We start from the raw sequence: 21,227 nt of genomic DNA, 5'->3' as shown, positions 1-21,227 counted from the left end.
GAGCGGGTGTTCGAGTTACTCCCGGTATCTCCAGCCTACTCCGCGCCGGGGGCGGACGAGTGGTGTCCGTCCGGCCGACTTCCCGGGCCGGGAGCATCCGCCCGGTCGGCGTCGGTGACCTCACCTCGCGGCACGTCCCTCCGTCACCCGCGCCACTCGACCAGGAGGAGCGTGGCGTCGTCCGAAGTGGCCTCGCCGCGTGCCCGCTTGAGGGTGTGGGACAGGTCCCGCGCCACCGCGTGTACCTCCCGGTCCGCCCTGTCCAGCCGATTCACCCAGTTGATCAGCTGGTCCTCGCCGAACTCCTCCTGCCCGCTCTCGTGTTCCTCGATCAGACCGTCGGTGAAGCAGAGGATCCGGTCCCCGGGTTCGAGCGTCACCTCGCTGACCTGCGGCTGGTCTCCGCCGAAGCCGACGGGGAGGGTGGTGGGGCTGTCGAGGCGGCGTACGACGCGGTGGTGGCGGATCAGCATGGGGGCGGGGTGCCCGGCGTTGACCCACTGGAGGCGGCCGGTGCCGGTGTCGAGCCGCAGCATCTGGGCGGTGACGAAGTGGTCGGGGGCGAACTGCTCGGCGACGGCCCGGTCCATGAAGAGATAGATCTCGGAGAGTTCGACACTGGTGCGGCGGGCGTGCCGGTAGGCCCCGATGGTGACGGTCGCCATGGTCGCCGCGTCCAGGCCGTGGCCCATGGCGTCGATCATGGCGAGGTGGAGGACGTCGCCGTTCAGGGCGTAGTCGAAGCTGTCGCCGGCCACGTCGTAGGCGGGTTCCAGGACTCCTGCGACGGCGACGCGGGGCATCGTCATGGCCAGCGGCGGCAGGAGCGACCACTGGATCTCGGCGGCGACGCTCATCGCTTCGCCGCGGCGGGTGCGGAAGAAGAGGTCGGTGTAGCCGTTCTTGGTCCGGATGATCTCGGAGCCCAGGGCCGCGAGCCTGCGCAGGAGGCGGCGGGCGTCGTCGTCGACCGCGTCCAGCGTGACGGCCAGGACGCCGGCCTGGTCGCCGCCGTCGAGGAGCGGGACGTGGACCCGCACCCCCTCGACCACCGGCACCTCGACCGGACGCGAGGTGAGGAAGCAGCGACCGGCCGCCGAACCGTCGATGGGCACGGGATCGCCGTCCGCCAGTCCGTCCCCGGCGAGGGGGACCAGATTCCGCTGGCCGTAGTCCTGGAGCAGGATCCGCACCTCGCGGCCCCCGATCTGTCCGATCGCGTCGGCGAGGGCCGATCCGACCCGGTCGGGCGGCAGCGTGTGGGCGTGGTCCAGGAGCCCGCCCAGCAGCATCTCCCCGAAGCTCTCCGAGCGACCGGGAACCCCGTCCTCGTACCGTCCGACGGTCATCCGGGGCCTCCAGGCGAGCGGCGGGGCGACACTGTGGACCGGTGCCGACGGGCCGATCCGACGGCATCGCGGTGCGGCTTCCAGGATGCTTCGCGGAGGCCGGGGCCGCCACGCGCATCCGCCGACTCCGGCTGCCCGGTCGGGGTCCCTCGGCGTGGGGCCCGGTGCCCCGCTGGGGACGGCCGGTGGTCCGTCAGGCCCGGCCCGGCGGTGCGGGTGGTGTCGACGGTGGGACGCAGGCGGGTGCCCTTGCCCGGGGCGGGTCAGCCGCACCGCTGACCGTCGGCGAGACGGTGGCGCAGGGTGCCGGCCACTCTGCGGGCGGCGTCCGTGGAGGCGGAGACGATCCGGACTTCGGCGTCCCCGACGGAGAACTGCGCGTCCGCGGGTCCTCCCGGAGTACGGTGAAAGTGCGGGGCCGTCACCCCGCCCGCCGGCCCGGCGTCCACTGTCGCACCGACCCGGCGGAAGCGGCACCACCCGTGGACGGGCGGACCACCATGACCGACGCGAACGTTTCCCCCCACCACGTCCCGGCGCCCCGGCGCCTCCTGCCGGACGAGATCCACCGGTCGGTCGGGCCGGGCACCGCGCTGCTCCGGATGGAGACGACCGGGTCCCGGCAGAGCCTTCTGGACGGCGCGTGGTGGCCGCGCTCACGTGACGTCGAGCAGGAGCTCCCGTCGCTGCTCACCGCCCTGACCGAGTACCTCGGGCCCGTCACCCGGGTCGGCCTGGACGCCTCCGCCTGGAACGCCATCCCGACCCGCCTGGTGGTCGACGGCCGGGTCGTGCACCTCGACTCCTTCCCCGTCGGCGACGACACCGTCCTGGTCACCCGCGGCGACAACGACCACTTCTCCCTGATGGTCGTCCCGGCGGACACACCACCGGAGGCCGCCCGCGCGGCCATGGCCCGCGCCGTCCACGCCGACAACATCACGCAGGCCACCGAACTCCTCGGCGCCACGCTTCCCCCGCCGGCGACCGAGCGGGGAGGAGCGGCATGATCCGGGCAGCGGACATCCGCGAGCGACGCAACCAGGACGTGGTGGACCCCGGGGACCACGGGATCGGCGAACTGGAGTCCGTCCACGTCGACACCAGCACCGACGAACCGGCCACGGCCGCGGTCCGTGCCGGCCTCCCCACCCGGCAACGCCCGGTGTCCGTCCTCCTGGAGGGAGCGACGGCGGGGCCGGTGCGTGGGGGACGCCCGCGGCGGGAGACCACGGGGCACGTCGGTTCAGGACCGGTGCTCAGGGTGGCCCCCCGTCGGCCGGTATGAATCGTCCGCGTTCGTCACGGCGCCGTCGGCGATTCATCAGATGGTGCGTACTCGTGTTTATCGGGCACCCACGCCGGACGGGTGTGGCTACGGTCGTTCGCGTCGTCCCACGGGGGCGGCATCGGTCGAGTGCCGCATGCGCCAGGACCGTCCCGGCCTTCCACGCCGGTGCGGAGCGCGCCCGAGCGGCTCCCAGGGAGTGGACATGGGTTCTGTCGGTCGTAGGACCGTCGCGGTGATGGCAGCCGCTCTGGCGTCGATGGGGGCGGGAAGCGGTGTCGCCGCGACCGCGACCCCCTCGTCGCCCGCGCCGTGCAGCGGCGCGGAATGCCCCAGCCTCAAGCCGGTCAGGCTCACGACCAGCCAGGCCACCTTGAACGTCACCCAGATGCAACTGGAGAACATCCACGCGATGGCTTCCGACGCCATCACCGGGGAGCCCGTCCGGGGAGCGAAGATCGTGTTCGCCACCGTCGGCGGCCGGACGCTGGGGGCCGCCTTCACCGACTACGACGGTGTGGCCTCGATCACCGCCCCGGAGAACCTGGGTCCCGGAACCCTTCAGGAGCTGCTCGGCGGCTACGAAGCCGCACTCGTCGGCGACGGCGTGCACGCTCCCGTCGGGGCCCACGGGGCGATCACCGTCGGTACCGACCAGGGGCCCGGGGTGCCGGGCTCCCCGTGTTCGCTCTGCAGTGACCGTGGGCTCAAGCAGGACGTGGTCCCGGTCGACTGGAGCCGGTGACGATGCGGATCCGGATCCTCAGCAGGCGGCCCCGGGCGGCCGGCGACGCTTCTCCGGACCCTTCCGCGGCAGGTCCACGGGACAGCATCGTCGTGTCCCCGGTCGGCGCGGTCAACGGCTTCGCCGTCCTGGACGCCGTGGCCGCGCTGCCGGTCGGCACCTGGCGCTACCTCTGGGAGCCCGAGGGCGTCCGTCACCTCGGGCCGATGGCCCAGGACTGGCACGCCGCTTTCGGTTTCAACCCGGACGACACCAGGATCCCCGTCGTCGACGGCCTCGGCGTGTCCTTGGTCTGCATCCAGGCGCTCCAGCGCCACGTGGAGGACCTCAGGGCCGAAGTCGCCGTGCTGCGCGAGGCCGTGGCGGGCACTCCGTCCGGGGCGGGGCGATGACGACGCAGGGTCTGTCGCCGGTGTCCACGGATGCGATCTGGCGGCTCCCGGTGACGGTCTGCCGCATCACCGGGTTCCTGGGCGAGAGGACGGCCGGCCTCCTGCTGGAGCGTGCCATCGCCTCCACCGGCGACCGGCTCAAGCCGTCCCTGGTCCGGGACCGGGAGCTGGCCCCTGACCTGCGCAGATCCCGGTCTTGCTCCGACTTTCAGGCACCCGAGCTACTGGCGGCCATCGACGACGTACGAGAGGCGGTCGAGCACGTTCTGGGAGTCGACTGCCGCCGCACCGAGCCCAGTTACGGTCTCAACGTGCACAACGACGGTGACTTCTACGGGCCGCACCAGGACGCCAGCGTCGCGTACTCCCCCCGCCGTCTGCTCACTTTCGTGTACTACCTGCACCGCACGCCCCGGCCGTTCGGGGGCGGCGAGCTGCGCGTCTTCGACGCCGCCCTGCCGCTGCACACCGAGACCACCGGGGAGTGGGAGGAACGTACCTGGCGGGACTGGGAGCCCGAGCACGACAGCATCGTCTTCTTCCTGCCCACCGCCTGGCACGAGGTACGCCCGGTCGCATGCCCCGGAAAGCGGCACGAGGACAGCCGCTTCGCCGTCAACGGCTGGCTGTGCGCCCCCGACCCGACGCACCGCGGGGGCGACGAGTGCCGGTGAGCAGCGGCCCCGAGAACAACGACGAAGCCCCAGGTCGCTGACCTGGGGCTTCGTTCAAGAGCGGATGACGGGAATCGAACCCGCGCTATAAGCTTGGGAAGCTCATGTTCTACCATTAAACTACATCCGCACAGCGGCCGGATGAACCGTGCCGCATCGTTGCACACTGTACCCCATGGGCCACTTGAGGCGAAGTTCGTGCGTTCGCGCGTTCCCGAGCGGCGCGGAGTGCCGCCTGGAGGGCGTCCTGTTGATCCCCTAATGTGGCTGCTCGTCCACCGTATGCGTTGGTAGGGGAAGGGACTTGATGGGTTCCATGGAGCGCACCGTCGTCCGCTGTGCCGAAGGGCATGTGTTCAGTACCGCCTCGTTCCCGCTTCAGCAGCTCGGGGCCGGGCGGATCGGGCCCGGGCGGCTCATCCGGTGTCCGCGGTGTGCGCGGCTGCGGCACGCGGTGCCCGTGACGGGCTCCGGGAGCTGAGAGTGGGCCGGGGCGCGGGGCCCTGCCGATTGGGGCAGGTCCGCGCCCTCTGCGTATCGTAAGAGCGTGCTTCTCTCAGACAAGGACATCCGGGCCGAGATCGAATCCGGACGGGTCCGCATCGACCCGTACGACGAATCCATGGTGCAGCCCTCGAGCATCGACGTGAGGCTTGACCGCTTCTTCCGGGTGTTCGAGAACCACCGTTACCCCCACATCGACCCCGCCATCGAGCAGCTGGACCTCACCCGTGAGGTCGAGCCGGAGGGTGACGAGGCGTTCATCCTCCACCCCGGCGAGTTCGTGCTGGCCTCCACGTACGAGGTCATCAGCCTGCCGGACGACATCGCGTCCCGCCTGGAGGGGAAGAGTTCCCTCGGGCGGCTCGGGCTCGTCACGCACTCCACCGCAGGGTTCATCGACCCCGGTTTCTCGGGGCACGTGACCCTGGAGCTGTCGAACCTCGCGACGCTCCCCATCAAGCTGTGGCCGGGGATGAAGATCGGGCAGCTGTGCATGTTCCGGCTGAGCTCGCCCGCCGAGTTCCCGTACGGGAGCGAGCGGTACGGCTCGCGGTACCAGGGGCAGCGCGGGCCGACGGCCTCGCGGTCGTACATGAACTTCCATCGGACCCAGGTGTGAGGCGGTAGCGGTATGAGTGACGTACGCGAGAACCTGACGTACGAGGGGTTCGGCGTCGCGGTGCGCGAGCTCGCGCAGACCATCGCCGACGACGGCTACGAGCCCGACATCGTGCTCTCCATCGCCCGCGGCGGCGTCTTCGTCGCCGGCGGTCTGGCCTACGCCCTGGACTGCAAGAACATTCATCTCGTGAATGTCGAGTTCTATACCGGTGTCGGGACCACGCTGGAGATGCCCGTCATGCTCGCGCCCGTGCCGGACGCGATCGACTTCAGCGACAAGAAGGTGCTCATCACCGACGACGTCGCCGACACCGGCAAGACGCTGAAGCTCGTCCACGACTTCTGCGTCGACCACGTCGCCGAGGTCCGTTCCGCCGTCATCTACGAGAAGTCCCACTCCCTCGTGAAGTGCGAGTACGTGTGGAAGAAGACCGACGAGTGGATCAACTTCCCCTGGTCGGTCGAGCCGCCCGTCGTGAAGCGGGAGGGGCAGGTTCTCGACGCCTGAGAGATCTCAGGAGCGAGAACCCACCCCTCACCTGGTCACCTGGTCACCTGGTCACCTGGTCACCTGAGTCCGCTCAGGTGACCAGGGTGTTCAGCGCCGCGTACGTGTTCGCGCCCGGCACCCCGTCCAGCGGGCCCGCGTAGCCGCCCGTCTGGGCCAGGCGCTGGAGTGCCACGTACGTCGCCTGGCCGGGGACGCCGTCGATCAGGCCCGAGTAGCCCCAGCCGCGCAGGCAGGCCTGGATCCCGGCCCAGCTGTACGAGCCGAGGGCGCCGTCCACCGGGCCGGTGTAGCCGCCGAGGGCCGCCATCCGCTGCATCGCCGCGTACGTGTTCGTCTCCGGGACGCCGTCGACCGGGCCCGTGTAGCCGAAGCGGCGCATCACGGTCTGGACGCCCTTCCAGCTGTTGACACCCATGACGCCGTCGATCGTGCCGGTGTAGCCGCCGGCCGCCGCCAGGGTCTGGAGGCCCTTGTACGTGTTCGTGCCGGGCGCCCCGTCGAGCGGGCCGGTGTAGCCGTAGCCCCGGACGACCGTTTGGACGCCCTTCCAGCTGTTCACGCCCATGACGCCGTCGACCGGGCCGGTGTAGCCGCCGCCCTTGGCGATCTTCTGGAGGGTGGTGGCGTTGGCCACCGAGATCGGGCCGGGGCCGCTTCCCGTCACGCTCAGGTAGGTGCGGACGGCCGCGAAGGTGTTCGGGCCGGGGACGCCGTCGATCGGGCCCGTGTAGCCGTAGTCGGCGGCCAGGCGCTGGATGCCCTTGTACGTCTCGGGGCCCGGGTTGCCGTCGATCGGGCCGGCGTACCCGTACCCCCGGGAGACGACCGTCTGGACGCCCTTCCAGGAGTTCGTCCCCATGACGCCGTCGACCGGGCCCGTGTAGCCGCCCTTCTGGGCGAGCTGCTGGAGCGTCTTCTGGTCCGCCGTCGAGATCGTCACGCTCCCGGTGCCGGCCGCCTGCGCGAGGTAGTTGCGGAGGCCGGTGTACGTGTTCGGGCCCAGGATGCCGTCGACCGGGCCCGCGTAACCGCCCCTCTGGGCGAGCTGCTGGAGGCCCTTGTACGTGTTCGTGCCGGGCGCCCCGTCGACCGGACCGCTGTACAGGCCCAGCTGGGTGAGGAAGGTCTGCACGCCCTTCCAGCTGTTCGGCCCGAGGACCCCGTCGAGGGGGCCCGTGTAGCCGCCGAGCTGCGCGATCCGCTGGAGGGTCAGGCCGTCGGAGAGGGGGATGCCGGTGCCCCCGCCGGGGACCGGGTTGGCGCCCGGCGGCGGCAGGACCGCCGACCCGAAGGCGTCCGGCTTCGCCTGGTTCATGTCGACGGCGACGCCCTTGACCGAGCCCGCGTCGCTGAACTGGTGGATCGCCCACGCCGGGTACGCCGTACCGATCCGGGGGCTGCCCGCCGCCGCGCCGTAGTCGGCGATCCACAGCTTGGCGCCCGTCGCGATGGTCAGCGGCCAGGACTTCGACTGGAGCAGCGAGGAGTACGTGTAGAGGAAGGGGGTCGTGCCGAGGCGGGCCTTCACGATGTCGATGAACTGCGCCGTCTGCGCGTCCGTCCACACCGGGCTGCCGTCGACGCCCTCGACGTCGACCATCAGCGGCTCACCGGCGCGGTAGTCCCTCAGATGGGTGAGGAAGTAGTCGGCGTCGGTGGACGCCTGTCCCCAGCCCGTCATCCAGTAGTGGCCGACCAGGAACCCGGCCGCCCGGGCCGCGTCGACCTGCTGGACGTAGTACGGGGAGGTGTACGGCTGGTGGGTGCCGTCGTTCGAGCCGCCCGACTTCACCACACAGAAGCGGAACCCGGCGCTGCGCGCGGCCAGGAAGTCCAGGTTCGCCTGGCTGGTGCCGACGTCGATCCCGTACACCGCGTCCGTCGGCGCCGGGGTGGGCGCCGGGCCGGGCGCCGGCGGGGCGGTGGTCACCGGGTGGGAGGCGAGCCAGCCCGAGACGCCGAGGATGGTGTTCGGGCCGAGGGCGCCGTCGACCGGTCCGGTGTAGCCGCCGTCGCGGGCGAGGGACTGCACGGCCTTGTACGTGGCGGAGCCGGGCACGCCGTCGACCGGGCCGGTGTAGCCGTAGCCCTGGACGGCGGTCTGGACGCCCTTCCAGGAGTTCACTCCCATGGCCCCGTCGACCGGCCCGGTGTAGCCGCCGCGCTGCGCGAGCGTCTGGAGGACCTTCTGGTCGGCCGAGGTCAGGGTGTAGCCGCCGCTGCCCCCGCCGGGGCCCGGGGTGCCGAGGTCGGCCATCCTGGAGCCGACGTTGTCCAGGGTCCAGCCCAGGTAGTCGAGGCCGGAGAAGGCGTTGTACCGGGCGATCGACTGGGTGCCGATGCGGTAGCCGCCGGGGGCGAAGTCCTCGCCGCCCGCGAGGTGGCCGGTCGCCATCAGGCAGCGCGTGCCGCCGCCGTCGAGGTCGAGGGCCACGTGACCGGGGGTGAGCCGGCCCGGGTTCGCCCACCAGTGGAAGGCCCCGCGCGGCGCCGCCGACCAGTCCGAGTGGCCCTCGCCGGAGGCCACCCACGCGTCGTACGCCGTCCCGCGCGAACTGCCCAGGTCGCAGGCCCGGAACATCAGGGACTGGCACATGTCGGACCAGTTGTAGCCGTTGTCGAAGCCGGACGGGCCACCGTCGGTCGTGTGCTGGCGGGCCCACTGCTCGGCCCCGGCGACCGTTCTCGTCATCGTGCACCTCGTACGGAGAGATGGGCCGTCGTCAGAATCGTTTCGGTGCCGACCAGTTGGGCGCGCAGCTCGTGACCCGCCGCGTCCGTCGGTACGGCTCCGCGCCGCAGCCAGGTGTCGAGGACGACCGTGCCGCGCGCGTCCGTGTCCAGGTCGAGATAGCCGTGCAGGGAGGGGGACTTGGACCCCTGGGCGATCTCGAACCAGAGGCTCGGACGGACCGCGTGGAACGCGCTCAGGGAGAACCGCACCCGCCGGTCGGGCAGCGGCCGGCCGTCGGGGCCGGTGAGCGTGAACACCACGCCGGACGCCGGCCCCGTGGGGGAGGCCGTCGTCCAGTCGTACGAGGGGGAGGAGAACGTCCCTCTCGGGGCGCGGTCCCCCGGTGCCGTTGCCGGTGCCGTTGCCGCCACAGCGGGGCCGGCCGCGCCGCCCACCCCCAGGACGAGGCCCGGCAGCAGCGCGCCGGCCGTCCGCAGGACGGAGCGCCGTGACGGCCCCCGCCCTTCGCCATCCACCCGTTCGGGCACCTTGACCTCCTGAAATCCACTGGATCGCTGGAGGGCAAGATCACTCGGCGGATCCCGCGCCGACAACCCAACGAACGCGCGGAATCCGGGACTCGACTCCGCGGATTCGTTGGGTTGTCGGTCCCCGGGCGCCCCGGTGGGATGAGCGAGCTCGCGATCTTCCCCGAGCCACTGACGAACCCAGGGAGAAGCGTTGAACGAGAACGAGAACGAGGGCCTGAGCCGCCGCACGCTGCTGCGCGGCGCGGTGGCCGGAGGCGGCGCCCTGACCGTCGGCGGGCTCCTCCTGCCCACCAGCGCCTACGCCGTCCCCGCGATCTACAACCCGTTCACCTCGTACGCCGTCACCGGTCCCTGGGACCCGCCGAACCACAACGGCATCGACTACGGCATGGCCGTGGGCACCGCGCTGCCCGCCTGCGGCGCCGGAACGATCGAGAACATCTACGACAACGGCACCGGCGGCCACACCGTCACCATCTACCACGCCGAGGGCTACCGCAGTCAGTACATGCACCTGTCGCAGTTCCGGCTGGGCAACGGCGCCAGCGTGTCCGCCGGGACGATCGTCGGGTACTCCGGCGGCGCCGCGGGCGCCCCCGGTGCGGGCAACTCGACCGGCCCGCACCTGCACTGGCACATCTACAACCCCAGCAACGAACGGATCAACCCGCTCTCCGTCGTCGGCGGAGGCTCGCCGCCGCCCTCCTCCAGCTCCAGCGGCCTGACGCTCCAGAAGATCGCCGGCGCCGGCGGCTACACGGGCGCCCTGGACGGCGCGCCCGGCGTGAACACCTGGATCGGCGTGCAGTGGGTCGTCAAGGGCTACGCCTACACCGGCCCCATCGACGGCGTCCCCGGCACGAACACGTACAAGGGGCTCCAGCGCCTGGCCCAGCGGGGCGGTTACGGCGGCACCGTCGACGGCGTGATGGGCGTCAACTCGTGGAAGGGCGTGCAGAACATCTGCAAGCGCTTCGGCTACAGCGGTCCGGTCGACGGCGCCCCGGGCACGAACACGTACGCGGCGATGCAGCGGATGGCCAAGCTCGGCGGCTACACCGGACCGGCCGACGGCGCGCTCGGCGTGAACTCGTGGATGGGTCTGCAGCGGCTGTTCACCGGCCACGGGTACACCGGCCCGATCGACGGGGTGCCCGGCAAGAACACGTACATGGGCCTCCAGAACATGGCCAGGCTCGGCGGTTACGGCGGCCCGATCGACGGGCTTCCGGGCGACAACACCTGGGCGGCGCTGGCCAAGCTCGTCGTCTGACGGTTCCCCCGCCTGGATTCCTCACAGGGCAGGGCCTTTCACCGAGGCCCTGCCCTTCGGCATGCCGCTCAACTATCTTCATCGTTGCGTGTCGGAGGCATGATCCGGAGCCGAGGGGGACGATGAGAAGTCTGGGCGGGCTGTGGCGGGTCGCGGAGCTTCCCACGACCAAGGCGGGTGTCGAGCGGGCCTTCTCGTACTTCACGGCCGGGGTCAGGTTGGGGACCGTCGCGCAGATGGTGCCCGCCGTGCAGCTCGGCGCGGCGCGGGCGCCGCACGACGCCGCCTACCTCGCGTGCTGGGGCGCCGCCGCCCTCGCGGCGGTCGCGGTCAGCGTCGTGACGCTCGTACGCCGCAGGCCGCTCGGCACGACGGTGGCGGTACTCGACTTCGCGCTCGCCTGCGCCCTGCTCGTCCTCGGCCCGCTGGTCCTCGCGCCCTGGGACCGCTTCGGCACGTGGACCGCGTTCCAGCCGGGGTACGCGCTGTCCGTCATCATCACCGCCGGCGGGGTCCGCGGGACCGCCGTCTGGGTGCTCGGCCTGTGCGCGGTCTCCCTCGGGTACGGGGTCTACCTCGGCGGCGACGTCGGGAGCGAGATGACCTCGACCGTCGTCGGCAACGTCCTCACGTACGTCGTGTACGCGCTGGTCACCCGCATGTTCTTCGGCTACACGCGGCGGATCGCCCGCGACGCCGACGCCTCGCGCGCGCGGGCCGCCGAGCTGGCGCGGCGCGAGGAGGAGCGGCGGGCCCAGGTGATGATGCACAACGGCGTCGCCGTGATGCGGCTCCTCACCGAGCAGGGGGACGACGTCTCGCGGGCCCGTCTCGTCGGACAGGCCGAGGTGGAGCTGCGGCGGATGCGGTCCTATCTGCGCGGCACCGAGACGGGTACGGGCGAGGGGGACGGACCGTCGGCCGCCCTCGCCCCCGTCGTCAGGCGGGTGTGCGAGCGGTTCGCCGACCTGAACGTCGTCGCCTCGCTCGATCTCGGCGCCGGGCTGCGGATTCCGGCCGCGCAGGCGGAGGCGCTGGAGCGCGCGCTCGGGAGCCTGCTGCTCAACGTCCGGGTGCACGCGCGCGCGTGCGAGGTCGTCGTCCACCTCGACGCGGGGGCCGAACCGGCGGGGGGCTGGACGCTGACCGTCCACGACGACGGCGTCGGGTTCGACCCGGCGGCCGTGACGGCGGGGATCGGGCTGCGCGAAGTGGTCGTCGGCGAGCTGCGGCGCCGGGGGCTCGCCGTCGCGATCGCCTCCGCCGCGGGGGAGGGGACGACCGTGACCGTACGGTCGCGCCCCGGGCCCGAGGCGCGACGGCCGGAGCGGGGACGCCCGACCGTACGAGCCGCCTTCGCGGACGCGCCGTGAGGGCGGAGGCGGGGCCGGAGGCGCGGCCGGCGGTGGGCCCGCAGGCGCGGCCGGTGGTCGCGGTCGTGGACGACGCCTCGCTGATCCGCGACTCGATCGGCCCGCTCATGCCGGGCCTCGACGTGGTCGTGGCGGTGCCGACCGTGGAGGAGCTGGTGCGGCACGCCCCGGCGGTGGACCTGGTCCTGCTCGATCTGCACCTGGCCAACCTGGAGCAGCAGCCCGACGCCCGCCAGGGCGTCGCCGCGATCCGGACCCTGACCCGGCGGGGGTACCGCGTCTGCGTCTACAGCCAGGAGGAACGCCGGTTCGTGCTCGCCGCGTGCGTCGCCGCCGGGGCGAGCGGCATCGTCTCGAAGGCGCTGCCGCGCGCCCGCGCGGAGGAGCTGTTCCTCGACGTGGCCGCCGGCGGCACGGTCGTCCCCCAGCAGGTCGTCGGCATCCTCGAGGTGCTCGTGCGGCGGGACCGCATCACCGTGCTGAGCGAGCGCCAGCGGCAGATCCTGCACGGGCGCGCCCGGGGCCTCAGCTACGCGCAGGTCGCGCGGGAGCTGTTCGTGAGCGAGTCGACGCTGCGCGGCTACTGGTTCGACCTGACCCGCTCGCTGGCGGACGGCCTGCGCGGGCTCACCCCGGGCGAGATCGAGCACGCGCTCGGGCTGGCGCCGGGGGACCTCCTGGAGTTCTGGGCGGATCCGGAGACGCCGACGGCCCCGGCGGAGGAACCGCCGGGGCCGTCGGCCCGCAAGGAGTGGTGGCGCATCGGCCGCGGCCGATGAGCGCTCCGGCATTCCCTACAGGGTGCCGAGCTTGATCAGGCTGAGGAGCGCGACCAGCTGGATCGCGGAGGCGCCGAGCGCCTTCGGCCACGGCAGGTCGTGGGAGCGGCTCACCATGAGGGTGAGGAGGGCGCCGAGCGCGAGCCAGGTCAGCCAGCCGATGACCTGGACGACGATGTTCTCGCCGCCGAGGAAGAGGGCGAAGACGAGCCGGGGCGCGTCCGTGATCGACATGATCAGCATCGACAGGCCCACGGTCGGCTGCCAGGAGCCGTCGCCGCCGAGCTGCCGGGCGAGGGTGTGCGTGACGGCGCCGAGGATGAGTCCGCCGACGACGAAGCCGACGGCGGTCATGAGGACGTAGGGGATCGCCGTCGACAGGGTCGCGTTGATCGCCTCCTCGCGCGCCTTGTCGAAGCCGAAGATCGCGAGGAGCCCGTACAGGAAGGTGACGATCAGCGCCGGTCCCCAGACGGCGTGGTCGCGCATCCGGAGGAAGGTGTCCGCGGGGCGCGTGACGATGCCGGTGAGCAGCGCCTTCCAGGGGAGGCGGGGCCCGATGGGGACCGGGGGCTGCTGGTACTGGCTGCCGTACGGGTCGTCCACGCTGAACATCTGGGTGTGACCCGGGTCGTTCGCGGACGGCCCCTGATGGGGCTGGTGGTGGTGCTGCTGGTGCTGCTGCTGTCCGTAGGCGTCGCCGAAGTACTCCGGCTCGCCGTACGTCTGGCCCTGCGGTGGCTGCTGCCACTGCTGCTGCGGGTACGGCGGCGGGGCCGCCTGGTATCCGTAGGGCGCCTGCTGCTGCGGGTTCTGCTGCTGATGCTGCGGGGGGCGGTTGTCCCGGCCGCGTCCGTTCCTGAATCCAGCCACGTCCCTGAACGTACCCGTTCGGGCTGTGGGGGCGCTCCCTCGCCGGGGTCTTGCCGCTGACCTGTGACATCCCCTAAGGGATGTCGGGTGGCTGTGACAAAACCGACGTATCACCTCAATGTCGGCCTCCTAGCGTCGAAGGAGTCAGAGACCCGAGCAAGGAGCTCTTCCGATGCGTGTGATCCGTCGTTCCACCCGTGCCGCCGCCGTCGCCACCGGGGCCGTGGCCGCCCTCCTCCTCCCCGCCGCCGGAGCCTTCGCCTCCGACGCCCCCGCGCCGGCCGCGAGCGACCAGGCGGTCTTCTGGCGGAACGTGGACCTCGCCGACGGCTCCCTCGCCAAGGTGTACGAGGACGGGCCCGGGCGCTTCTCCGCCGAGATCTACGGGGGCGGGTCGCTGATCGACACGCTCGTCAGCCGGGACGGGAAGCCCGCGTACGGGGAGAACAACGGCCTCCACGTCGTGCTCCGCCCCGACGGCACGGTCCGCTCCTGGCTGGACAAGGCCCCGGCGCCGAAGCCCGCGCCCAAGCCCGCGCCCAAGACCAACCCCGCCAAGCCCGCCAAGCCCGCCCCCAAGGTCGTGAAGCTGCCCGACGGCCACACCGCCACCTTCTTCGCCGGCAAGGACGGCCGGCCGTACGTGAAGATCACCGTCCCCGGCGGCAAGAGCTGGACGTACAACTTCGGCGGCACCCTGGTGAACCAGGCGCGATGAGGAAAGGGGCCGCCCCGCGCGAGATGCGCGGGGCGGCCCCCTTTTCCGTACGGCTGCCGTGACTAGACGGCCGGCTCCGGCTCGGGCTCCTCCGAAGGCGTCTCCTCCGGGTCGACCGGGGTCTTCACCGACTCCAGGAGCAGCTGCGCCACGTCGACGACGGTGACGGACTCCTTCGCCTTGCCCTCGTTCTTCTTGCCGTTGACCGAGTCGGTCAGCATGACGAGGCAGAACGGGCAGGCGGTCGAGACGATGTCCGGGTTGAGGGACAGGGCCTCGTCGACGCGCTCGTTGTTGATGCGCTTGCCGATCCGCTCCTCCATCCACATCCGGGCACCACCGGCGCCGCAGCAGAAGCCGCGCTCCTTGTGGCGGTGCATCTCCTGCTGGCGCAGGCCCGGGACGGCGGACATGATCTCGCGCGGCGGCGTGTAGACCTTGTTGTGACGGCCCAGGTAGCAGGGGTCGTGGTAGGTGATGAGGCCGTCGACCGGGGTGACCGGGACCAGCTTGCCCTCGTCGATGAGGTGCTGGAGCAGCTGGGTGTGGTGGATGACCTCGTACTCGCCGCCGAGCTGCGGGTACTCGTTGGCGATGGTGTTGAAGCAGTGCGGGCAGGTGGAGACGATCCGCTTGGCCGACTTCGGCTTCTTGGTCGACTCGTCCTCGTCGTCCTCGCCGAACGCCATGTTCAGCATCGCGACGTTCTCCGCGGCGAGCTGCTGGAACAGCGGCTCGTTGCCCAGGCGGCGGGGGGAGTCACCGGTGCACTTCTCGTCGCCGCCCATGATCGCGAACTTGACGCCCGCCATGTGCAGCAGCTCCGCGAAGGCCTTGGTGGTCTTCTTGGCGCGGTCCTCCAGGGCGCCGGCGCAGCCGACCCAGTAGAGGTAGTCGAACTCGGAGAGGTCTTCGACGTCCTTGCCGACGATCGGGACCTCGAAGTCGACCTCCTTGGTCCACTCGACGCGCTGCTTCTTCGCCAGGCCCCAGGGGTTGCCCTTCTTCTCCAGGTTCTTGAGCATCGTGCCCGCCTCGGACGGGAACGCGGACTCGATCATCACCTGGTAGCGGCGCATGTCGACGATGTGGTCGATGTGTTCGATGTCGACCGGGCACTGCTCGACGCAGGCGCCGCAGGTGGTGCAGGACCACAGGACGTCGGGGTCGATGACGCCGTTCTCCTCGGCGGTGCCGATGAGGGGGCGCTCGGCCTCGGCGATCGCGGAGGCGGGGACGTCCTTGAGCTGCTCCTCGGAGGCCTTCTCGTTGCCCTCCATGTCCTTGCCGCCGCCCGCGAGGAGGTACGGCGCCTTCGCGTGCGCGTGGTCGCGCAGCGACATGATGAGGAGCTTCGGGGAGAGCGGCTTTCCGGTGTTCCAGGCGGGGCACTGCGACTGGCAGCGGCCGCACTCGGTGCAGGTGGAGAAGTCGAGGATGCCCTTCCAGGAGAACTGCTCGACCTGGGAGACGCCGAAGACGGCGTCCTCGGCCGGGTCCTCCCAGTCGATCTCCTTGCCGGCCGTGGTCATCGGCTGGAGCGCGCCGAGGGCCGTCTCGCCCGTGGCGTTGCGCTTGAACCAGATGTTGGGGAAGGCGAGGAAGCGGTGCCAGGCGACACCCATGTTGGTGTTCAGCGAGACGACGATCATCCAGATGAACGACGTGCTGATCTTCACCATGGCGGTGAAGTAGATGAGGTTCTGGAGGGTGGCGACCGACAGGCCCTTGAAGGCGAGGACGAGCGGGTACGAGGCGAAGTACGCGGCCTCGTAGTGGTCGACGTGGTGGATCGCGCCTTCCAGGCCGCGCAGCACGTAGATCGCGAGGCCGATGGTGAGGATCACGTACTCGACGAAGTACGCCTGGCCGGCCTTGGAGCCGGCGAAGCGGGACTTGCGGCCGGCCTTGGAGGGCAGGCTGAGCAGCCGGATCACGATGAGGACCGCGATGCCGAGGATCGTCATGACGCCGATGAACTCGATGTAGAGCTCGAAGGGCAGGAATCCGCCGATGACCGGCAGGGTCCAGTCGGCCTCGAAGAGCTGGCCGAAGGCCTGCGCGAGGGTCGGCGGGAGGGTCAGGAAGCCGACGGCGACGAACCAGTGGGCGAAGCCGACGATGCCCCAGCGGTTCATCCTCGTGTGTCCGAGGAACTCCCGGACGAGGGTGACGCTGCGCTGGTACGGGTTGTCGGTGCGGGTCCCGGCGGGGACGGGCTGGCCGAGCTTGAAGTACTTGACGAACTGGCCGACGGCGCGAGCGAGCAGGGCAACGCCGACCACGGTCAGCGTCAGCGACACAATGATCGCGGCGAGTTGCATGACGGGCTCCTCGGGCGGGCCCGCCCAGTGCCTGGCAGTGCCGGACAGTGCCTGAGTCGAGCCTACTAAGCGGTAACTTATCTAGTCCGTGCTGAGATTACCGGGTCACGGCTCCGCGCTGTAGCGGAGCTCACGGTGATCTGTGTCGCTCAGGCAAACCTTGCCCGGGCTCAGGCAAACCTCGCCGCGCGACGCCTGCGGACTGCAGGAAGCGTACGCGCCAGGATGGTGAGGTCCATCCCGAGCCAGTGGTGGTCCACGTAGTGGAGGTCGAGGAGCTCGCGCTCCTCCCACGGCAGCTCCGAGCGCCCGCTGATCTGCCAGGGCCCGGTGAGCCCGGGGCGTACGGAGAGCCGGCGGCGCCCCTCGCCCACGCACTCGCGGTGGGCCGGGGCCAGCGGGCAGGGCCCGACGAGGGACATCCGGCCGGTGACGACGTGCAGCAGCAGCGGCAGCGCGGCCAGCGGGCTCTTCGTGCGGAAGGTCAGCATCGTGAAGGGCCGGCCGTTCAGCCCCGCGACCTTCCGGCGGCGCAGGACCGGGCCGTCACCGCCGAGCGAGACGGACAGGGCGGTGCCGACGACCAGTGGCGCGAGCACGAGGAGGAGCAGGGTCCCGCCCGCCACGTCGAACGCGCGCTTCCCGGACATCGCGCGCTTCCCCGTCATGCGGTCACACCCTCCGGCGGTAATCCTGGAAATCCAGGGATCCAGGGATTTGTCCGGACTCTCTCACGCGTGTCACGGCATGCCCGGGAACGACGCGGGTGATGCACTCGTTGAGTGAGTGGGCCGACGAAGAGTTGAGTCGACCCGACTCAGGTCTGTTGACGCGAGGAGCGTCCTCGTGCATCCTTGAGTCAGATCCACTCAAGTCAGTAGTCAGCTGGAGGAACCGAAATGGCACGTGCGGTCGGCATCGACCTGGGCACGACTAACTCCGTCGTCAGCGTTCTCGAAGGCGGCGAGCCCACCGTCATCACCAACGCCGAGGGTGCCAGGACCACGCCGTCCGTCGTCGCCTTCGCGAAGAACGGCGAGGTGCTCGTCGGCGAGGTGGCCAAGCGTCAGGCCGTCACCAACGTCGACAGGACCATCCGGTCGGTCAAGCGCCACATGGGCACCGACTGGAAGATCGAGATCGACGGCAAGAACTTCAACCCGCAGCAGATGAGCGCCTTCATCCTGCAGAAGCTGAAGCGCGACGCCGAGGCGTACCTGGGCGAGAAGGTCGTCGACGCGGTCATCACCGTCCCGGCGTACTTCAACGACTCCGAGCGTCAGGCGACGAAGGAGGCCGGTGAGATCGCGGGCCTCAACGTCCTGCGCATCGTCAACGAGCCGACCGCGGCCGCCCTGGCCTACGGCCTCGACAAGGACGACCAGACGATCCTCGTCTTCGACCTCGGTGGCGGCACCTTCGACGTGTCCCTCCTGGAGATCGGCGACGGCGTCGTCGAGGTGAAGGCCACCAACGGTGACAACCACCTCGGTGGTGACGACTGGGACCAGCGTGTCGTCGACTACCTGGTGAAGCAGTTCGCCAACGGTCACGGCGTGGACCTGTCCAAGGACAAGATGGCTCTCCAGCGTCTCCGCGAGGCCGCGGAGAAGGCGAAGATCGAGCTCTCGTCCTCGACCGAGACCACGATCAACCTGCCCTACATCACGGCCTCCGCCGAGGGCCCGCTGCACCTGGACGAGAAGCTCACGCGCGCCCAGTTCCAGCAGCTGACCTCGGACCTGCTCGAGCGCTGCAAGGTGCCGTTCCACAACGTCATCAAGGACGCGGGCATCGAGCTGCGCGAGATCGACCACGTCGTCCTCGTCGGTGGTTCGACCCGTATGCCGGCCGTCGCCGAGCTCGTCAAGGAGCTGACCGGTGGCCAGGACGCCAACAAGGGCGTCAACCCGGACGAGGTCGTCGCCATCGGCGCCGCGCTCCAGGCCGGTGTCCTCAAGGGTGAGGTCAAGGACGTCCTGCTCCTCGACGTGACCCCGCTGTCCCTCGGCATCGAGACCAAGGGCGGCATCATGACCAAGCTCATCGAGCGCAACACCACGATCCCGACCAAGCGGTCCGAGATCTTCACGACGGCCGAGGACAACCAGCCGTCCGTGCAGATCCAGGTCTACCAGGGCGAGCGCGAGATCGCGGCGTACAACAAGAAGCTCGGCATGTTCGAGCTGACCGGTCTGCCGCCGGCCCCGCGTGGCGTCCCGCAGATCGAGGTCGCCTTCGACATCGACGCCAACGGCATCATGCACGTGACCGCGAAGGACCTGGGCACGGGCAAGGAGCAGAAGATGACCGTCACCGGCGGCTCCTCGCTGCCGAAGGACGAGGTCGACCGCATGCGCCAGGAGGCCGAGCAGTACGCGGACGAGGACCACCGTCGCCGCGAGGCCGCCGAGTCCCGCAACCAGGGCGAGCAGCTCGTCTACCAGACGGAGAAGTTCCTCAAGGACAACGAGGACAAGGTCCCCGGTGAGGTCAAGACCGAGGTCGAGACCGCCGTCGCCGAGCTGAAGGAGAAGCTCAAGGGCGAGGACGCCGCGGAGATCCGCACCGCCACCGAGAAGGTCGCGGCCGTCTCGCAGAAGCTCGGCCAGGCGATGTACGCCGACGCGCAGGCCGCCCAGGCCGCGGGCGGCGACGCCGGCCAGGCGCAGGACGACGACGTCGTCGACGCCGAGATCATCGACGACGAGAAGCCGAAGGGCGGCGCTGTCTGATGACGGAGGAGACCCCGGGCTTCGACGAGAAGCCCGACGTCCCCACCGACGGCACGCCCGAGGAGACCGAGGCCGCCGCCTCCGCCGACAAGGCGGGGAAGGCGGCCCCGGCCGGGGACGCTACTGACGTAGCCGTACTGGCGCAGCTGGACCAGGCCCGCAAGGCGCTCGACGAGCGCACCGGTGACCTCCAGCGGCTCCAGGCCGAGTACCAGAACTACCGCCGCCGCGTGGAGCGGGACCGGGTCACGGTCAAGGAGATCGCCGTCGCGAGCCTCCTCTCCGACCTGCTGCCCGTGCTCGACGACGTCGGCCGGGCCCGGGACCACGGCGAGCTCGTGGGCGGGTTCAAGTCGGTGGCCGAATCGCTGGAGACCGTCGTCGCCAAGATGGGTCTGCAGCAGTTCGGCAAGGAGGGCGAGCCCTTCGACCCGACGATCCACGAGGCTCTGATGCACTCGTACGCGCCGGACGTCACCGAGACGACCTGCGTCGCGATCCTGCAGCCGGGCTACCGGATCGGCGAGCGGACCATCAGGCCCGCCCGCGTGGCCGTCGCCGAGCCCCAGCCGGGCGCGGCGAAGGCGGAGGACGCGGAGGACGGCACGTCCGACGCGTCCGAGAAGGACAGCGAGTAAACGAGCACACCGGTAGGGAGGGACGTCGATGAGTACGAAGGACTTCGTCGAGAAGGACTACTACAAGGTTCTCGGCGTCCCCAAGGACGCCACCGAGGCCGAGATCAAGAAGGCGTACCGGAAGCTCGCCCGCGAGAACCATCCGGACGCCAACAAGGGTGACGCCAAGGCCGAGGAGCGCTTCAAGGAGATCTCCGAGGCCAACGACATCCTCGGCGACGCCAAGAAGCGCAAGGAGTACGACGACGCCCGCGCGCTCTTCGGGAACGGCGGCTTCCGGGCCGGCCCCGGCGGCGGCTCGTTCAACTTCGACCTGGGCGACCTCTTCGGAGGCGCCCAGGGCGGCCCCGGCGCCGGCGGCTTCGGCGGCGGTGGCGGGATCGGGGACGTCTTCGGCGGCCTGTTCAACCGCGGCGGCGGCCCGGGTGCGCGCACCCAGCCGCGGCGCGGGCAGGACATCGAGTCCGAGGTGACGCTCAGCTTCACCGAGGCCATCGAGGGCGCGACCGTACCGCTGCGGATGTCCAGCCAGCAGCCGTGCACGGCCTGCTCCGGCACCGGCGACAAGAACGGCACGCCCCGGGTGTGCCCGACCTGTGTCGGCACCGGGCAGGTCTCGCGCGGCAGCGGCGGCGGCTTCTCGCTGACCGACCCGTGCGCGGACTGCAAGGGCCGCGGCCTCATCGCCGAGAACCCCTGCGAGGTCTGCAAGGGCAGCGGGCGGGCCAAGTCCTCCCGCACCATGCAGGTCCGCATCCCGGCGGGCGTCAGCGACGGCCAGAAGATCCGGCTGCGCGGCAAGGGAGCGCCGGGCGAGCGCGGCGGGCAGAACGGCGACCTGTACGTCGTCGTGCACGTCGACGAGCACCCGGTCTTCGGCCGCAAGGACGACAACCTGACCGTCACGGTGCCGGTCTCCTTCGTGGAGGCGGCGCTCGGCGGCGAGGTGAAGGTGCCGACGCTCGGCGGCCCCGCGGTCACGCTCAAGCTGCCCGCGGGCACGCCGAACGGCCGGACCATGCGGGCGCGCGGCAAGGGAGCGGTCCGCAAGGACGGCACCCGCGGCGACCTGCTTGTGACGGTCGAGGTCGCGGTGCCGAAGGAGCTGGACGACAAGGCACGTGAGGCCCTGGAGACCTACCGCGAGGCGACCGCCTCCGAGGACCCACGGGCGGAGCTGTTCCAGGCAGCGAAGGGAGCCTGAC

The 21,227-nt window shown here is 70.9% G+C and carries 20 protein-coding genes and 1 tRNA gene; 14 read left to right on the top strand and 7 right to left on the bottom strand.

Features of this window, described 5'->3' with window-relative positions:
• Nucleotides 1-143: 143 nt before the first annotated feature.
• Nucleotides 144-1,349 carry a PP2C family protein-serine/threonine phosphatase gene (locus ACFC0Z_RS19620; protein ID WP_376439338.1) on the bottom strand — a complete coding sequence of 402 codons (1,206 nt, stop codon included), beginning with the start codon at nt 1,347-1,349 and terminating at the stop codon, nt 144-146.
• Nucleotides 1,350-1,849: 500 nt separating this feature from the next.
• Between ACFC0Z_RS19620 and ACFC0Z_RS19615 the strand changes: the two genes are divergently transcribed.
• The 5 genes from ACFC0Z_RS19615 to ACFC0Z_RS19595 all read left to right on the top strand — a co-directional run bounded on the left by ACFC0Z_RS19615 (nt 1,850) and on the right by ACFC0Z_RS19595 (nt 4,448).
• Nucleotides 1,850-2,359, top strand: a complete 510-nt coding sequence (locus ACFC0Z_RS19615) for a DUF5994 family protein (protein WP_376439335.1) — start codon at nt 1,850-1,852, stop codon at nt 2,357-2,359.
• A complete protein-coding gene (locus ACFC0Z_RS19610) occupies nt 2,356-2,637 on the top strand; it encodes a hypothetical protein (protein ID WP_376439333.1) in 282 nt (93 codons plus the stop codon). Before ACFC0Z_RS19615 ends, ACFC0Z_RS19610 begins: the two co-directional genes overlap by 4 nt.
• Nucleotides 2,638-2,875: 238 nt before the next feature.
• Nucleotides 2,876-3,382 (top strand): hypothetical protein, encoded by a 507-nt coding sequence (locus tag ACFC0Z_RS19605; RefSeq protein ID WP_240495382.1) that lies wholly within the window; start codon nt 2,876-2,878, stop codon nt 3,380-3,382.
• 92 nt (nt 3,383-3,474) lie between these two features.
• Nucleotides 3,475-3,774, top strand: a complete 300-nt coding sequence (locus ACFC0Z_RS19600; protein ID WP_240495383.1) for a tail fiber domain-containing protein — start codon at nt 3,475-3,477, stop codon at nt 3,772-3,774.
• A 20-nt stretch (nt 3,775-3,794) separates the two neighbouring features.
• Nucleotides 3,795-4,448, top strand: a complete 654-nt coding sequence (locus ACFC0Z_RS19595; protein ID WP_376439330.1) for a 2OG-Fe(II) oxygenase — start codon at nt 3,795-3,797, stop codon at nt 4,446-4,448.
• 59 nt (nt 4,449-4,507) lie between these two features.
• On the opposite strand, the gene ACFC0Z_RS19590 is transcribed toward ACFC0Z_RS19595, so the two are convergent.
• Nucleotides 4,508-4,578, bottom strand: a tRNA-Gly gene (locus ACFC0Z_RS19590).
• A gap of 417 nt (nt 4,579-4,995) precedes the next feature.
• Between ACFC0Z_RS19590 and dcd the strand changes: the two genes are divergently transcribed.
• Both dcd and ACFC0Z_RS19580 read left to right on the top strand, forming a co-directional pair.
• Nucleotides 4,996-5,571: a dCTP deaminase gene (gene dcd, locus ACFC0Z_RS19585; RefSeq protein WP_376439328.1), complete on the top strand. Its 576-nt coding sequence runs from the start codon at nt 4,996-4,998 to the stop codon at nt 5,569-5,571.
• A 12-nt stretch (nt 5,572-5,583) separates the two neighbouring features.
• Nucleotides 5,584-6,081 carry a phosphoribosyltransferase gene (locus ACFC0Z_RS19580; RefSeq protein ID WP_376439326.1) on the top strand — a complete coding sequence of 166 codons (498 nt, stop codon included), beginning with the start codon at nt 5,584-5,586 and terminating at the stop codon, nt 6,079-6,081.
• A gap of 73 nt (nt 6,082-6,154) precedes the next feature.
• On the opposite strand, the gene ACFC0Z_RS19575 is transcribed toward ACFC0Z_RS19580, so the two are convergent.
• The gene (locus ACFC0Z_RS19575; protein ID WP_376439324.1) at nt 6,155-8,776 is read right to left on the bottom strand and encodes a GH25 family lysozyme; all 2,622 of its coding nucleotides are present in this window, start codon (nt 8,774-8,776) and stop codon (nt 6,155-6,157) included.
• Nucleotides 8,773-9,306 carry a hypothetical protein gene (locus tag ACFC0Z_RS19570; RefSeq protein WP_376439321.1) on the bottom strand — a complete coding sequence of 178 codons (534 nt, stop codon included), beginning with the start codon at nt 9,304-9,306 and terminating at the stop codon, nt 8,773-8,775. Before ACFC0Z_RS19570 ends, ACFC0Z_RS19575 begins: the two co-directional genes overlap by 4 nt.
• 193 nt (nt 9,307-9,499) lie before the next feature.
• Between ACFC0Z_RS19570 and ACFC0Z_RS19565 the strand changes: the two genes are divergently transcribed.
• The 3 genes from ACFC0Z_RS19565 (at nt 9,500) to ACFC0Z_RS19555 (ending at nt 12,734) form a co-directional block, all read left to right on the top strand.
• On the top strand, nt 9,500-10,582 hold the full coding sequence (locus tag ACFC0Z_RS19565) for a peptidoglycan DD-metalloendopeptidase family protein (RefSeq protein ID WP_376439319.1): 1,083 nt from the start codon (nt 9,500-9,502) through the stop codon (nt 10,580-10,582).
• A 122-nt stretch (nt 10,583-10,704) separates the two neighbouring features.
• On the top strand, nt 10,705-11,955 hold the full coding sequence (locus tag ACFC0Z_RS19560) for a sensor histidine kinase (protein ID WP_376439316.1): 1,251 nt from the start codon (nt 10,705-10,707) through the stop codon (nt 11,953-11,955).
• Nucleotides 11,952-12,734, top strand: coding sequence for a LuxR C-terminal-related transcriptional regulator (locus tag ACFC0Z_RS19555; RefSeq protein ID WP_376439313.1), 783 nt, complete (start codon nt 11,952-11,954; stop codon nt 12,732-12,734). Before ACFC0Z_RS19560 ends, ACFC0Z_RS19555 begins: the two co-directional genes overlap by 4 nt.
• Nucleotides 12,735-12,749: 15 nt before the next feature.
• Here the strand turns inward: ACFC0Z_RS19555 and ACFC0Z_RS19550 are convergent, their stop codons facing one another.
• Nucleotides 12,750-13,607 carry a Yip1 family protein gene (locus ACFC0Z_RS19550; protein WP_376439310.1) on the bottom strand — a complete coding sequence of 286 codons (858 nt, stop codon included), beginning with the start codon at nt 13,605-13,607 and terminating at the stop codon, nt 12,750-12,752.
• A gap of 172 nt (nt 13,608-13,779) precedes the next feature.
• On the opposite strand from ACFC0Z_RS19550, the gene ACFC0Z_RS19545 reads away from it, so the two are divergent.
• Nucleotides 13,780-14,325 (top strand): hypothetical protein, encoded by a 546-nt coding sequence (locus tag ACFC0Z_RS19545; protein ID WP_376439307.1) that lies wholly within the window; start codon nt 13,780-13,782, stop codon nt 14,323-14,325.
• A 62-nt stretch (nt 14,326-14,387) separates the two neighbouring features.
• On the opposite strand, the gene ACFC0Z_RS19540 is transcribed toward ACFC0Z_RS19545, so the two are convergent.
• Together ACFC0Z_RS19540 and ACFC0Z_RS19535 are read right to left on the bottom strand one after the other, a co-directional pair.
• Nucleotides 14,388-16,649, bottom strand: a complete 2,262-nt coding sequence (locus tag ACFC0Z_RS19540) for a (Fe-S)-binding protein (protein WP_376439305.1) — start codon at nt 16,647-16,649, stop codon at nt 14,388-14,390.
• Nucleotides 16,650-16,819: 170 nt separating this feature from the next.
• A complete protein-coding gene (locus tag ACFC0Z_RS19535) occupies nt 16,820-17,317 on the bottom strand; it encodes a sugar transferase (protein WP_376439302.1) in 498 nt (165 codons plus the stop codon).
• A 231-nt stretch (nt 17,318-17,548) separates the two neighbouring features.
• Here ACFC0Z_RS19535 and dnaK point away from each other — a divergent pair, with 231 nt between their 5' ends.
• From dnaK to dnaJ, 3 genes are read left to right on the top strand one after another with little or no spacing between them, the layout of a single operon-like run.
• Nucleotides 17,549-19,384, top strand: a complete 1,836-nt coding sequence (gene dnaK / locus ACFC0Z_RS19530; RefSeq protein ID WP_376439299.1) for a molecular chaperone DnaK — start codon at nt 17,549-17,551, stop codon at nt 19,382-19,384.
• Nucleotides 19,384-20,022 carry a nucleotide exchange factor GrpE gene (gene grpE / locus ACFC0Z_RS19525; RefSeq protein ID WP_376439296.1) on the top strand — a complete coding sequence of 213 codons (639 nt, stop codon included), beginning with the start codon at nt 19,384-19,386 and terminating at the stop codon, nt 20,020-20,022. Before dnaK ends, grpE begins: the two co-directional genes overlap by 1 nt.
• 28 nt (nt 20,023-20,050) lie before the next feature.
• The gene (gene dnaJ, locus ACFC0Z_RS19520) at nt 20,051-21,226 is read left to right on the top strand and encodes a molecular chaperone DnaJ (RefSeq protein WP_376439293.1); all 1,176 of its coding nucleotides are present in this window, start codon (nt 20,051-20,053) and stop codon (nt 21,224-21,226) included.
• Nucleotide 21,227: the final 1 nt, after the last annotated feature.

It is taken from the genome of Streptomyces sp. NPDC056144, assembly GCF_042264145.1.
Classification (GTDB): Bacteria; Actinomycetota; Actinomycetes; order Streptomycetales; family Streptomycetaceae; genus Streptomyces.
Note: the sequence above shows the minus strand (reverse complement) of the source record. Positions and strands in the feature narration are given on the sequence as shown.